The following is a 13245-nucleotide window of genomic DNA, read 5'->3' as shown; positions in this document are numbered from 1 at the left end:
TGGTGGGTCGTGCAGGATTCGAACCTGCGACCAATTGATTAAAAGTCAACTGCTCTACCAACTGAGCTAACGACCCACTTTTACGCTGTTTTCACGTTGTTTGATATCCCGTGGCAACGGCGGCATATATTACTGATTTAAGAATTCAGCGCAACAAAAATTTCGATGAAGATCACTTAACTGCTTAGTAATCATGCTGCACGACCAGAAATAACGCGATTTCTGGTCATGCGATAATCATCCCATCGAATTCAGACGTTTTTGCGCCTGCTTAGCACCTTCGGTACCCGGGAATTTTGCAACCACCTGCTGATAAACCGCTTTGGCTTTCGCAGTGTCGCCTTTGTCCTGCATGATAACGCCCACTTTGTACATCGCATCAGGCGCTTTTGGCGATTTCGGGTAGTTTTTCACCACGGAGGCAAAATAAAATGCCGCATCGTCCTTTTTACCCTTGTTGTAATTCAGCTGACCGAGCCAGTAATTCGCATTTGGCTGATAAGTGGAATCAGGGTATTTCTTAACGAAGCTCTGAAACGCAGCAAGCGCCTCATCCTGACGAGATTGATCCTGCACCAGGGCAATGGCAGCGTTATAATCCGTATTCGCGTCACCGCTCTGTACAGGCGCGCCTGTTGAAGCAGACGCATCCGCTGCCGGTGCAGATGTCGCCGCACCGCTCTGATCGCCCGCTGCTGGCTGTGCTTGTGCTGCACCACCACCGCTGCTCAGGCTATCTATCTGCAACAAGATTTGCTTTTGACGTTCCACAACCTGGTTAAGCTGATACTGGCTTTCCTGAATCTGACCGCGGAGAGAGTCAATATCGCTTTGGTTATCAGAAAGTTGTTGCTGGAGCTGGGTTAAAAGCTGGCTGTGAGCGTTAGAAATACGCTCGAGTTGAGTGACCCGGTCTTCTACCGAGCCTGAGCCGACACTACTGATTGGTGCCTGAGCAAAAGCGGCCCAGGGGGCCGCTATTCCAACCAGTAACGACAGACTCAACAGATGATGTCTGAAGTTACTGCTCATGCAATTCTCTTAGTAAACCAGTACGGCACGACGGTTTTTGGAGTAAGCCGCTTCGTCGTGACCCAGTACTGCAGGTTTTTCTTTACCGTAAGAAACGATGGAGATCTGGTCAGCAGAAACGCCTTTACCCTGCAGGTACATTTTAACAGCGTTAGCACGACGTTCACCCAGGGAGATGTTGTACTCTGGAGTACCACGTTCGTCCGCGTGACCTTCTACGGTGACTTTGTAAGATGGGTTGCTACGCAGGAAGTTAGCGTGAGCGTCCAGCATCGCAGCGAAGTCAGAACGGATGTCGTATTTATCCAGATCGAAGTAAACGATGTTGTTCTGCTGCAGCTGCTGCATCTGAAGACGCGCTTGCTCTTCAGAAGACATGTTGCCATTGCCGTTCGCGTCCATACCGGTGCCGGCACCCATCATGCCTTCGCCGCTCTGGTCATTGCTGGCGTTCTTGTTAGAAGAACACGCTGCGATTGCCATTACAGGCAGAGCGATCATCAGCCCCTTCAGCACTTTGTTCAGTTGCATTTCTATGATTCCTTTAGTAATCAATTAATTATTATTTACAGATACGGCGACCAGGCAGGTGATTTTACCTGTCCATCAGTTGCCGGAATACGCGCTTTGAAACGCCCATCTGTAGAAACCAGATTCAGCACAGATCCCATCCCCTGAGAAGAGCTGTAGATTACCATAGTGCCGTTAGGTGCCAGACTTGGCGTTTCATCCAGGAACGTTGACGACAGAACTTGAACGCCACCCGCTACCAGATCTTGTTTGGCAATGTGCTGCTGCCCACCGTTGGAGCTCACCATTACCATAAATTTACCGTCGCTGCTCACGTCTGAGTTCTGGTTCTGAGAACCTTCCCAGGAAATACGCTGCGGAGCACCGCCGTTAATGTTCACTTTATAGATTTGTGGACGGCCTGCCTGGTCAGAGGTAAATGCCAGGTTTTGACTGTCCGGGAACCATGATGGTTCGGTGTTGTTGCTACGACCATCGGTCACCTGACGGATCTGGCCAGAGCCAATGTCCATCACGTACAGGTTCAGGCTACCGGTTTTAGACAGCGCAAAGGCCAGTTTCGACCCGTCCGGTGAGAACGAAGGCGCACCGTTGTGACGAGGGAACGACGCCACCTGACGAACAGCACCGTTAGCCAGCGTCTGGATAACCAGCGCAGAACGTCCGCTTTCGAAGGTTACGTAGGCCAGTTTAGAGCCATCCGGAGACCAGGCTGGAGACATCAGAGGTTGGGAAGAACGTTTCACCAGGAACTGATTGTAGCCGTCGTAATCAGATACGCGCAGCTCATACGGGAACTGACCACCGTTGGTCTGGACCACATAAGCAATACGTGTACGGAATGCACCTTTGATGCCGGTCAGTTTTTCGAATACCCCATCGCTGGCGGCGTGTGCCGCATAGCGCAGGTACTGTTTAGTGACCTTGTAAGAGTTCTGTGCCAGAACGGTACCTGGTGCGCCGCCGGTATCAACCAGCTGCCAGGCCACGTTGTAAGAACCGTCCGGGTTAGGGGTAACCTGACCCACAACCACGGCATCAATACCCAGTGCTGACCATGCCGCAGGCTGGACTTCCTGCGCGCTACCCGGCTGCTGAGGCAGGCGAGAACGATCTAACGGGTTAAATTTACCGCTGTTACGCAGGTCAGCCGCCACGATGCCACCGGCATCTTCAGGTGCAGCGCCAGGACCGGCCCACTGGAACGGAACTACACCGATTGGGCGTGCCGAGTCCACCCCCTGGGTGATCTCGATACGTACTTCTGCGTGCAGTACTGCTGCCCACAGCATTAAAAAACCAAATGCTACACGTAATGCCTGCTTCATCATATCTCCCTTATCCGGGTAACCTTACCCACGATAATTTAGCAGAATGTTAACAAACTCAAATAGACAAAACTACCCGAACCCTGTGACTAAACCTGGTCTATTTTTCCCCGTTTGCACGGGGAAAATGTAACTTAAGGTTTGAAGTCCAGCGGTGCATTTTTGAAGACTTCGTAGACTGCCTGAGACGGCGGTTTAGGCATCTTCGCCTGACGCGCTGCAGCCAGTGCCGCAGTACATAAAGCGGGATCGCCACCTTCAGACTTAATATCAAGCAGCATGCCGTCCGGAGCCAACTTTATACGCAACGTACACGTTTTACCGGTATAAGAAGACGCATCATAGAACCGACTTTCAATAGCCGATTTAATCTGCGCGGCATAACCATTGATTTCAGCCCCTGTCGCACCGTTACTCTTAGTGTTACCACTTCCTGTCGGCGCTGCGTTGTTTCCTTTCGCCCCACCGCCAGTTTTCGGCGCATTCTTACCTGAACTCAGGTCGCCCAACAGATCGTCAACACCGGCAGCAGCGGCGGCTTTTTCAGCGGCAGCAGCCTTTTTCGCAGCGGCTTTTTCAGCCGCGGCTTTCTTATCGGCAGCGGCCTTCTCAGCTGCAGCTTTTTTATCGGCAGCGGCTTTTTCGGCTGCTGCCGCTTTTTCTGCCGCAGCTTTCTCAGCAGCAGCCGCTTTCTTCGCAGCCTCGGCAGCAGCTTTCTTCTCTGCTTCCTGAGCGGCTTTCTTCGCGGCTTCTGCTTCAGCTTTCTTCTGAGCGTCAGCAGCGGCTTTCGCTTCGGCTTTCTTCTGAGCATCAGCAGCCGCTTTCTTCGCGGCTTCCGCTTCGGCTTTCTTCTGGGCATCAGCAGCGGCTTTTTTCGCGGCTTCCGCTTCAGCTTGCTTCTGAGCATCAGCAGCCGCTTTCTTCGCCGCTTCGGCCGCTAATTTTGCCTGGGCATCAGCCTGCGCTTTGGCGTCCGCTGCGGCTTTTGCTGCCGCCTCTTCCGCCTGCTTTTGCTGTTCCTGTGCTTTCTTCGCGGCCTCTTCGGCTTGTTTCTGCTGTTCTGCCTGCTCTTTCGCGGCTTCCTGCGCCTGCAAACGTTCTTTCTCAAGCTGCTTCAGACGTTCCTGCTCGGCGGCCTGCTTTTCACGCAGTTCTTCCGCTTGCTGTTGCGACTGTTTTTCACGCTGCTCTTCAGCCCGTTTTGCACTCGCCTTCTGCTGTTGTTGGCGATTATAGTTCTGTACTACCGCACCGGGATCCACCATCACGGCATCAATGGAAGACCCTCCACCGCCGCCGGCTGATGCATCAATATGCTCGTCGAACGAACTCCAGATCAGCGCTGCAAAGAGAATAACGTGCAGCACTGCGGAGACGATTATCGCTCGCTTAAGCTTGTCGTTCTGTTCGGTTGCCTTTGACACTATCGGTTCCCAAAAACTACGCGGATGATCAAATAGGTTGAGTCATTAAGCCAACTGACTTAACACCCGCACTATGTAGCAAGTTCAGCGCTTTAATAATTTCATCGTATGGTACGTCTTTCGCGCCACCGATTAAGAAGACCGTTTTCGGATTTGACTCCAGGCGACGCTGCGCTTCAGCAATAACCTGCTCGGGTGGAAGCTGATCCATACGATCTTTTTCTACCACTACGCTGTATTGCCCTACGCCGGAAACCTCAATGATAACCGGAGGATCGTCATTGGTGCTTACCGCCTGTGATTCTGTCGCATCCGGCAGATCCACTTCCACACTCTGGGTAATGATTGGCGCTGTCGCCATAAAGATCAGCAGCAGTACCAACAGCACATCCAGCAGTGGAACGATATTGATTTCGGACTTGAGCTCGCGACGACCTCGTCCACGCGATCTGGCCATGGTTTACCCCTTGTTGCTCTCGGTGCTGGTAAACGCCTGACGGTGCAGAATCGCAGTGAACTCTTCCATAAAGTTGTCGTAGTTCAGTTCCAGTTTGTTCACGCGCTGATTCAGACGGTTATAAGCCATAACCGCCGGGATTGCGGCAAACAGACCGATAGCGGTCGCAATCAGTGCTTCTGCAATACCCGGGGCAACCATCTGCAACGTCGCCTGCTTCACCGCGCCAAGCGCGATAAAGGCGTGCATGATCCCCCAAACGGTACCAAACAGACCGATATACGGGCTGATGGAACCTACCGTACCGAGGAAAGGAATATGCGTTTCAAGGTTTTCCAGCTCACGGTTCATCGAGATACGCATCGCACGCGACGCACCTTCCACGACCGCTTCCGGCGCATGATTGTTTGCGCGATGCAGGCGGGCGAACTCTTTGAAGCCGCTATAGAAAATTTGTTCGGAGCCAGTAAGGTTTTCACGGCGTCCCTGGCTTTCCTGGTACAGACGAGAAAGCTCAATACCCGACCAGAACTTATCTTCAAACGCTTCAGCTTCACGGCCAGCGGCATTGAGGATACGCGTTCTCTGGATGATGATGGCCCAGGATGCGATTGAAAAACCAATCAAAATCAACATGATAAGTTTAACCAGAAGGCTTGCCTTCAGGAACAAATCAAGGATATTCATGTCAGTCACTGCTTAAACTCCGCGACAATAGACTTAGGAAGCGCACGAGGCTTCATTATGGTTGGATCAACACAAACAATCAGTACTTCAGCTGAGTTCAGTACGGTGTTCTCTGCGTTGACTATCCGCTGCGTGAAAACCAGTGAGGTCCCGCGCATTGATGTAATTTCAGTTTGGACTTCGAGCATATCGTCGAGTCTGGCAGGCGCAAAATACTCAAGCGTCATCTTGCGTACCACGAAGGCAACTCGCTCAGCCAACAGCACCTGTTGACTAAAGTGATGATGGCGCAGCATCTCTGTGCGTGCCCGTTCATAAAAAGCAACGTAGCTGGCGTGGTAAACCACACCACCGGCATCGGTATCTTCGTAATAGACACGAACCGGCCATCGAAACAGCGTTGTATTCACTTTACATCCCAGTAATGCAACAAAAGTTAGAGCTTTTAAACTTCGCTACTATACGCGCGGGAATGATGGTTTGGAATGGGAGAAAGTAAACGGAGAGTAAATTTTTATGGGCTCGGGTAAGCCCATAACGTTAACGGACATTTCTTATTCAGAAGAAGAAGAAAATCAAACCGGCGAGAAGCACCAGATCGGCAATGAGCGGGCAAAAAATCCCCTGCCAGTGAACGGCTTTCGGACGAAAGCCCACGCCGTGGATCACACCTGCGCACACCGCCCACATAATGAGGAAGCCGTGCCAGATTTCAAGCTCGCTGGTTTTCGCTGCAAAGCGCGAAGGGTCCCAGAAGATACAACCTGCCAGCAGTAATGCCATCACTAAAGAAAGCGCCCGTAACGGGCGCTTATCCATTACCGCGTAAAGTTTCGCGATAGTATTCATTAGTGTTTTTCTTCACCCGCTTTGGTCGCTTCCACGTGCTCAAGCGCCAGGGCAGTGATGACACCAAATGCACAGGCAAGAAGCGTCCCTAAAATCCATGCGAAATACCACATATTCAGCTCCTAACTTAGTACATAGAGTGGGTGTTGCTTTCGATATGTTCTTTAGTGATACGACCGAACATTTTCCAGTAACACCAGATGGTGTAGGCCAGAACAATCGGAACGAACACGCAAGCAACATACGTCATCAGGTTCAGCGTCATATGGCTGGAGGTCGCATCCCACATAGTCAGGCTAGCATTCAGCATGGTGCTGGATGGCATGACGAATGGGAACATTGCGATACCCGCCGTCAGGATGATGCATGCCAGCGTCAGGGAAGAGAACACGAACGCCAGAGCGCCTTTCTCCAGACGAGACGTCAGCACGGTCAGCAGCGGCAGCAACACGCCCAGAGCAGGAATAGCCCACAGCACTGGCGTCGTGTTGAAGTTCACCAGCCATGCACCCGCCTGACGCGCCACTTCTTTGGTCAGCGGATTAGACGGCGCAGTGTGGTTGATAGCAGACGTCACTACGTAACCATCAATGCCGTACACCACCCACACACCGGCCAGGGCGAAGCAGACCAGCGTAACCAGCGCAGCAACCTGAGCCGTTACGCGAGAACGCAGGTGCAGTTCACCCACAGTACGCATCTGCAGATAGGTTGCGCCCTGAGTGATGATCATCGCCACGCTCACAACACCGGCCAGCAGACCAAACGGGTTCAGCAGCTGGAAGAAGTTACCGGTGTAGTAAAGACGCATATATTCGTCCAGGTGGAACGGTACGCCCTGCAGCAGGTTACCGAACGCCACGCCGATCACCAGCGGTGGAACGAAGCTACCGATGAAGATGCCCCAGTCCCACATGTTGCGCCAGCGGGTGTCTTCAATCTTGGAACGGTAGTCGAAACCGACCGGACGGAAGAATAAAGAGGCCAGCACCAGAATCATCGCCACATAGAAACCGGAGAACGCAGCCGCGTAGACCATCGGCCAGGCAGCGAACAGCGCGCCGCCTGCGGTGATCAGCCACACCTGGTTACCGTCCCAGTGCGGGGCGATGGAGTTAATCATGATTCGACGCTCGGTGTCATTACGACCGAGGAAGCGGGTGAGCATCCCCACCCCCATGTCGAAACCATCCGTGACGGCAAAACCGATCAGCAGAACGCCGACCAACAGCCACCAGATAAAACGCAATACTTCATAATCGATCATTTGATGACTCCTGTCTTAGCGTGCCGGCTGAGTAGTCACAGTGGACTGCTCGTAGTGATAGCGACCGGTTTTCAGGCTGCTTGGGCCAAGGCGCGCGAACTTGAACATCAGGAACAGTTCAGCCACCAGGAACAGGGTGTACAGACCACAAATCAGCAGCATGGAGAAGATCAGGTCGCCTGCTGTCAGGGAGGAGTTCGCTACCGCCGTTGGCAGCACCTCACCAATCGCCCATGGCTGACGGCCATACTCCGCAACAAACCAGCCGGATTCGATCGCGATCCACGGCAGTGGAATACCGTACAGCGCGGTGCGCAGCAGCCATTTTTTCTCGCCGATGCGGTTACGAATCACGGACCAGAAGGACGCCGCAATGATCAGCAGCATGATGATGCCGCAGCCCACCATGATACGGAATGCAAAGTACAGTGGCGCAACGCGCGGAATGGAGTCTTTGGTGGCCATCTGGATCTGTGCTTCCGTCGCATCAGAAACGTTCGGGGTATAACGTTTCAGCAGCAGACCGTAACCCAGATCTTTCTTCACGGTGTTGAACTGGTCGCGAACAGCCTGGTCGGTAGAACCGGCACGCAGCTGTTCCAGCAGCGAGTAGGCCTTCATACCGTTACGGATACGCTCTTCGTGCTGAACCATCAGCTCTTTCAGACCCGTCACCTGCTTATCAACAGAACGGGTTGCGATGATACCCAGCGCGTATGGGATCTGAATTGCGAAGCGGTTTTCCTGCGCGTCCTGATCGGGAACACCGAACAGCGTAAAGGCAGCAGGTGCCGGTTGCGTTTCCCATTCGGCTTCGATGGCGGCCAGTTTGGTTTTCTGCACGTCACCCATTTCGTAACCGGATTCATCACCCAGAACGATAACAGAGAGGATTGCAGCCATACCAAAGCTTGCAGCGATAGCAAAGGAACGCTTAGCGAACGCGAAGTCACGACCACGCAGCATGTAGTAAGAGCTGATGCCCAGTACAAACATCGCGCCGCACACATAGCCAGAAGCTACGGTGTGAACGAATTTAACCTGTGCAACCGGGTTCAGGACCAGCTCAGCAAAGCTGACCATCTCCATACGCATGGTTTCGAAGTTGAAATCAGACGCGATTGGGTTCTGCATCCAGCCGTTCGCAACCAGGATCCACAGCGCGGACAGGTTCGAACCTAATGCAACCAGCCAGGTCACTGCCATATGCTGGACTTTACCCAGACGGTCCCAGCCGAAGAAGAACAGACCTACAAAGGTGGATTCGAGGAAGAAGGCCATCAGACCTTCAATGGCCAGCGGCGCACCGAAGATATCCCCTACATAGTGAGAATAGTAAGACCAGTTAGTCCCGAACTGGAACTCCATGGTCAGACCGGTTGCCACGCCCAGTGCAAAGTTGATACCAAACAACTTGCCCCAGAACTTGGTCATATCTTTATAAATCTGTTTGCCGGAGAGAACGTATACCGTTTCCATGATGGCCAGCAGGAACGCCATACCGAGCGTCAGTGGCACAAACAGGAAGTGGTACATCGCGGTCAAGGCAAACTGTAAGCGCGACAGTTCGACTATATCTAACATCATGACTCCTTGCTCATCGCATGAAGACTCCGAGAGTGAACCCCGTCAGAGAGATTCACACGCATGCCCCAATACAAATTATTCGCATCCTTGTCGTCGTTATTACCCTGAAGGAGGATAAAAACGATGACGTGAGGTTACAAATACGTTAATAAAAAATTCAAATTGATCCCGCAAATATAATACGCTGCAAAACCCTTACAATAAACAGGTTTTTATTGAATCATATTTACGTTTTTCGACGGCGATCAATTTATAGCAAAATTACCACTTTTCGGCCATTTTGATCGGGGACAATTTAGCGCCTTTTGGTGCGTTTTTCCAAACATTAAACATTGATTTAAATCAAAAACAATCGGTTATGTTAATTGTGTTTTGATGTGGTGAACATAGTAAAAACCATGTTAAAGATATGTATATAAAATACAGGCAAGGTTATCGAATAGAGTGCTTAATATAAACAGAAGTGATTTCTATTAACTCAGCAGTACGGCATGGCTGATTTATTCAGGACATAAATTTTAGTGCGTTTTACGTTTTTTTCCATCTGTTCGCTTTAAGTAAAATAAATAACAATAATTTTACCTTTTGGCTCTTACTAATTAACACCAATTTGTGACTATTTCATGATGCCCGGCACGTAAAAAAAAGGCCGCTTTTTCAGCGGCCAACCATGTCGAAACGGACATTTTTATACTGCAACGCCCCCCTTGCGGGGAGCAGAGAGGACTTACTTAATGATGGATTTCAGTGCTTCGCCGATATCCGCCAGGCTGCGAACGGTTTTCACGCCTGCGGCTTCCAGCGCTGCGAATTTCTCATCAGCCGTACCTTTACCGCCGGCGATGATTGCGCCTGCGTGACCCATACGTTTACCTTTCGGTGCAGTCACGCCCGCGATGTAACCGACTACAGGCTTGGTCACGTGTTCTTTGATGTAAGCAGCCGCTTCTTCTTCAGCGCTACCACCGATCTCACCGATCATGACGATCGCTTCGGTCTGCGGATCTTCCTGGAACAGCTTCAGGATGTCGATGAAGTTAGAGCCAGGGATCGGGTCACCGCCGATGCCCACACAGGTGGACTGGCCGAAACCGTAATCGGTAGTCTGCTTAACCGCTTCATAGGTCAGCGTACCGGAGCGGGAAACGATGCCCACTTTGCCCGGCTTGTGAATGTGACCCGGCATGATGCCGATTTTGCATTCGCCCGGGGTGATAACGCCTGGGCAGTTCGGGCCGATCATACGCACGCCCGCTTCGTCCAGCTTCACTTTCACGGTCAGCATATCCAGCGTCGGGATGCCTTCAGTGATGGTGATGATCAGTTTGATACCCGCGTCGATCGCTTCCAGAATGGAGTCTTTGCAGAACGGTGCCGGAACGTAGATAACAGTCGCGGTTGCGCCCGTCGCTTCTACGGCTTCACGCACGGTGTTAAACACCGGCAGGCCCAGGTGCGTGGTGCCGCCTTTACCTGGCGTAACGCCGCCAACCATCTGCGTACCGTAGGCAATTGCCTGTTCGGAGTGGAAAGTCCCCTGGCTACCGGTGAAGCCCTGGCAGATAACCTTGGTATCTTTATTAATTAAAACTGACATTATTTCCCCTCCACTGCGGCAACAACCTGCTGAGCTGCATCCGTCAGACTTTTCGCTGCAATAATATTCAGGCCGCTGTCAGCCAGTTTTTTCGCGCCGAGTTCAGCGTTGTTACCTTCCAGACGTACGACAACCGGAACGTTAACGCCCACTTCTTCTACCGCACCGATGATACCGTCAGCAATCAGGTCGCAACGTACGATGCCGCCAAAGATGTTCACCAGAACAGCTTTTACGTTGTCGTCAGAGAGGATGATTTTGAACGCTTCGGTTACGCGCTCTTTGGTTGCGCCACCGCCTACGTCGAGGAAGTTCGCTGGCTCACCGCCGTGCAGCTTAACGATGTCCATGGTGCCCATTGCCAGGCCCGCGCCGTTAACCATGCAGCCGATGTTGCCATCCAGCGCAACATAGTTGAGTTCCCACTGTGCAGCCTGCGCTTCACGTGGGTCTTCCTGTGACTGGTCGCGCATTTCGCGCAGATCGGACTGGCGGAACAGTGCGTTGCCGTCAGCGCCCAGTTTGCCGTCGAGGCAGATCAGGTCGCCCTGGGTGGTGATCACCAGCGGGTTAATCTCGATCAGCGCCAGATCGCGCTCCAGGAAGATGTTTGCCAGACCCATGAAGATCTTGGTGAACTGCTGAACCAGCTTGCCTTCCAGACCCAGCTTGAACGCCAGCTCGCGACCCTGGTAAGGCATTGGGCCTGCCAGCGGATCGATAGCCACTTTGTGGATCAGGTGCGGGGTCTCTTCCGCCACTTTTTCAATTTCCACGCCGCCTTCGGTAGACGCCATGAACACTACGCGACGGGAGCTACGGTCAACGACCGCGCCGAGGTACAGTTCTTTCGCGATGTCGGTTGCCGCTTCCACCAGGATCTGGTTAACCGGCTGGCCGTTCGCATCCGTCTGATAGGTCACCAGACGTTTGCCGAGCCAATGTTCAGCAAAAGCGCGGATCTCTTCTTTGCTCTTAACAACCTTCACACCGCCCGCTTTACCACGGCCACCAGCGTGAACCTGACATTTAACTACCCAAGGGCCGGCACCGATTTTAGATGCAGCTTCTTCTGCTTCACGCGGGGTAGTACAGGCATAACCCACCGGAGCCGGTAAGCCATACCGGGCAAACAGCTGTTTGGCCTGATATTCATGTAAGTTCATGTGTTCTATCCATCCTTCAGGGTAATCGTTATCTTCAAACCTGTAGACCGGCGCGGTCTTTGCGCCGGTCTACAGGGCAGGTGATGCTAAAAGAAACTAGACGTCCAGCAGCAGACGCGTTGGATCTTCCAGCAGCTCTTTAATGGCTACCAGGAAGCCCACGGACTCGCGGCCGTCAATCAGGCGGTGGTCGTAAGAGAGCGCCAGGTACATCATTGGCAGGATCTCAACTTTACCGTCAACCGCCATAGGGCGATCTTTAATGGCATGCATACCCAGGATCGCGCTCTGCGGCGGGTTAATGATCGGGGTAGACATCAGTGAACCAAATACGCCGCCGTTGGTAATGGTGAAGTTACCGCCGGTCAGGTCGTCTACGGTCAGCTTGCCGTCGCGGCCTTTAACAGCCAGCTCTTTGATATTTTTCTCGATATCAGCCATACCCAGGGTATCGACATCGCGCAGAACCGGGGTTACCAGGCCACGTGGAGTAGAAACCGCCATGCTGACGTCGAAATAGTTGTGGTAAACCACGTCATCGCCATCGATAGACGCGTTCACTTCCGGGTAGCGTTTCAGCGCTTCAACAACCGCTTTCACGTAGAAGGACATAAAGCCCAGACGGATACCGTGACGTTTTTCGAAGGCGTCACCGTACTGCTTACGCAGGTCCATGATTGGCTTCATGTTCACTTCGTTAAAGGTGGTCAGCATCGCGGTGGAGTTTTTCGCTTCCAGCAGACGCTCGGCCACACGCTTACGCAGGCGAGTCATTGGCACACGTTTTTCGCTGCGGGCGCCCAGAGCAGGCTGTGCTGCCGGTGCCGCCGCAGGGGCTTTCGCTTCTGCCTGAGCAGGCGCTTTCGCCAGGTGTTTGTCGATGTCTTCGCGGGTCAGACGACCACCCACACCGGTGCCCTTGATGGCTGCCGGATCAAGGCTGTGTTCAGCCAGCAGGCGACGGATCGCCGGGCTGAGCGCGTCGTTAGATTGTTCTTCCAGGGAAGCCTGCTGGCGCTGAGCCGGCGTAGAGGCTTTCTCTTCAGATTTCGCGCTGGACTCTTTGCCCGCGCTGTTGCCTTCGCGCAGGCGACCCAGGATCTGACGAGAGGTCACGGTCGTGCCTTCATCTTCCAGGACTGCATCCAGAATGCCATCCGCCGATGCCGGTACTTCCAGTACCACTTTGTCAGTTTCGATTTCTACCAGCACTTCATCGCGCTTAACGGCGTCGCCTGGTTTTTTGTGCCAGGTGGCGACGGTCGCATCTGCTACAGACTCAGGCAGGTCGGGAACAAGAATATCTACGCTACTCATTAT

14 protein-coding genes and 1 tRNA gene are annotated in these 13245 nt (G+C 52.8%); all 15 read right to left on the bottom strand.

What is annotated here, in order from left to right:
- Positions 1–76 (bottom strand) — tRNA-Lys (locus AC3WOK_RS17920).
- 161 nt (positions 77–237) lie between these two features.
- Positions 238–1032, bottom strand: coding sequence for a cell division protein CpoB (gene cpoB / locus AC3WOK_RS17915; protein ID WP_047347062.1), 795 nt, complete (start codon positions 1030–1032; stop codon positions 238–240).
- Positions 1033–1041: 9 nt separating this feature from the next.
- Positions 1042–1563 (bottom strand): peptidoglycan-associated lipoprotein Pal, encoded by a 522-nt coding sequence (pal, locus tag AC3WOK_RS17910; protein WP_003858578.1) that lies wholly within the window; start codon positions 1561–1563, stop codon positions 1042–1044.
- A gap of 35 nt (positions 1564–1598) precedes the next feature.
- On the bottom strand, positions 1599–2891 hold the full coding sequence (gene tolB / locus AC3WOK_RS17905; RefSeq protein WP_059310946.1) for a Tol-Pal system beta propeller repeat protein TolB: 1293 nt from the start codon (positions 2889–2891) through the stop codon (positions 1599–1601).
- 134 nt (positions 2892–3025) lie between these two features.
- Positions 3026–4315 (bottom strand): cell envelope integrity protein TolA, encoded by a 1290-nt coding sequence (gene tolA / locus AC3WOK_RS17900; RefSeq protein WP_492354898.1) that lies wholly within the window; start codon positions 4313–4315, stop codon positions 3026–3028.
- Positions 4316–4343: 28 nt separating this feature from the next.
- Positions 4344–4772: a colicin uptake protein TolR gene (tolR, locus tag AC3WOK_RS17895; protein ID WP_003858589.1), complete on the bottom strand. Its 429-nt coding sequence runs from the start codon at positions 4770–4772 to the stop codon at positions 4344–4346.
- Between the two features lie 3 nt (positions 4773–4775).
- Positions 4776–5468 carry a Tol-Pal system protein TolQ gene (gene tolQ, locus AC3WOK_RS17890; RefSeq protein WP_008501101.1) on the bottom strand — a complete coding sequence of 231 codons (693 nt, stop codon included), beginning with the start codon at positions 5466–5468 and terminating at the stop codon, positions 4776–4778.
- Complete coding sequence (ybgC, locus tag AC3WOK_RS17885; RefSeq protein WP_003858593.1) at positions 5465–5869, bottom strand: tol-pal system-associated acyl-CoA thioesterase; 405 nt, start codon at positions 5867–5869, stop codon at positions 5465–5467. Before ybgC ends, tolQ begins: the two co-directional genes overlap by 4 nt.
- A gap of 148 nt (positions 5870–6017) precedes the next feature.
- Positions 6018–6308, bottom strand: coding sequence for a cyd operon protein YbgE (gene ybgE / locus AC3WOK_RS17880; RefSeq protein WP_059310948.1), 291 nt, complete (start codon positions 6306–6308; stop codon positions 6018–6020).
- Entirely contained in the window at positions 6308–6421 is a 114-nt protein-coding gene (gene cydX, locus AC3WOK_RS17875; protein ID WP_003858598.1) for a cytochrome bd-I oxidase subunit CydX, read from the bottom strand. Before cydX ends, ybgE begins: the two co-directional genes overlap by 1 nt.
- Positions 6422–6435: 14 nt before the next feature.
- Positions 6436–7575: a cytochrome d ubiquinol oxidase subunit II gene (cydB, locus tag AC3WOK_RS17870; RefSeq protein ID WP_492354897.1), complete on the bottom strand. Its 1140-nt coding sequence runs from the start codon at positions 7573–7575 to the stop codon at positions 6436–6438.
- A gap of 15 nt (positions 7576–7590) precedes the next feature.
- A complete protein-coding gene (gene cydA / locus AC3WOK_RS17865) occupies positions 7591–9159 on the bottom strand; it encodes a cytochrome ubiquinol oxidase subunit I (RefSeq protein WP_063429972.1) in 1569 nt (522 codons plus the stop codon).
- 730 nt (positions 9160–9889) lie between these two features.
- Positions 9890–10759: a succinate--CoA ligase subunit alpha gene (gene sucD / locus AC3WOK_RS17860; RefSeq protein WP_008501094.1), complete on the bottom strand. Its 870-nt coding sequence runs from the start codon at positions 10757–10759 to the stop codon at positions 9890–9892.
- Positions 10759–11925 carry an ADP-forming succinate--CoA ligase subunit beta gene (gene sucC, locus AC3WOK_RS17855; RefSeq protein ID WP_047347067.1) on the bottom strand — a complete coding sequence of 389 codons (1167 nt, stop codon included), beginning with the start codon at positions 11923–11925 and terminating at the stop codon, positions 10759–10761. The genes sucD and sucC overlap by 1 nt, the downstream gene beginning before the upstream one ends.
- A gap of 96 nt (positions 11926–12021) precedes the next feature.
- Positions 12022–13242, bottom strand: a complete 1221-nt coding sequence (gene odhB, locus AC3WOK_RS17850) for a 2-oxoglutarate dehydrogenase complex dihydrolipoyllysine-residue succinyltransferase (RefSeq protein ID WP_047347068.1) — start codon at positions 13240–13242, stop codon at positions 12022–12024.
- Positions 13243–13245: the final 3 nt, after the last annotated feature.

The sequence above is a fragment of the Enterobacter sp. FW301-JW81 genome, assembly GCF_058788735.1.
The sequence above is the reverse complement of the archived record's forward strand: the minus strand, read 5'-3'. Positions and strand labels throughout refer to the sequence as shown.

Coding starts and splice junctions, on each gene's coding strand:
- cpoB (WP_047347062.1), bottom strand. CDS start 1,032: ATGAGCAGTAACTTCAGACATCATCTGTTGAGTCTGTCGTTACTGGTT.
- pal (WP_003858578.1), bottom strand. CDS start 1,563: ATGCAACTGAACAAAGTGCTGAAGGGGCTGATGATCGCTCTGCCTGTA.
- tolB (WP_059310946.1), bottom strand. CDS start 2,891: ATGAAGCAGGCATTACGTGTAGCATTTGGTTTTTTAATGCTGTGGGCA.
- tolR (WP_003858589.1), bottom strand. CDS start 4,772: ATGGCCAGATCGCGTGGACGAGGTCGTCGCGAGCTCAAGTCCGAAATC.
- ybgE (WP_059310948.1), bottom strand. CDS start 6,308: ATGAATACTATCGCGAAACTTTACGCGGTAATGGATAAGCGCCCGTTA.
- cydX (WP_003858598.1), bottom strand. CDS start 6,421: ATGTGGTATTTCGCATGGATTTTAGGGACGCTTCTTGCCTGTGCATTT.
- cydB (WP_492354897.1), bottom strand. CDS start 7,575: ATGATCGATTATGAAGTATTGCGTTTTATCTGGTGGCTGTTGGTCGGC.
- cydA (WP_063429972.1), bottom strand. CDS start 9,159: ATGTTAGATATAGTCGAACTGTCGCGCTTACAGTTTGCCTTGACCGCG.
- sucD (WP_008501094.1), bottom strand. CDS start 10,759: ATGTCAGTTTTAATTAATAAAGATACCAAGGTTATCTGCCAGGGCTTC.
- sucC (WP_047347067.1), bottom strand. CDS start 11,925: ATGAACTTACATGAATATCAGGCCAAACAGCTGTTTGCCCGGTATGGC.
- odhB (WP_047347068.1), bottom strand. CDS start 13,242: ATGAGTAGCGTAGATATTCTTGTTCCCGACCTGCCTGAGTCTGTAGCA.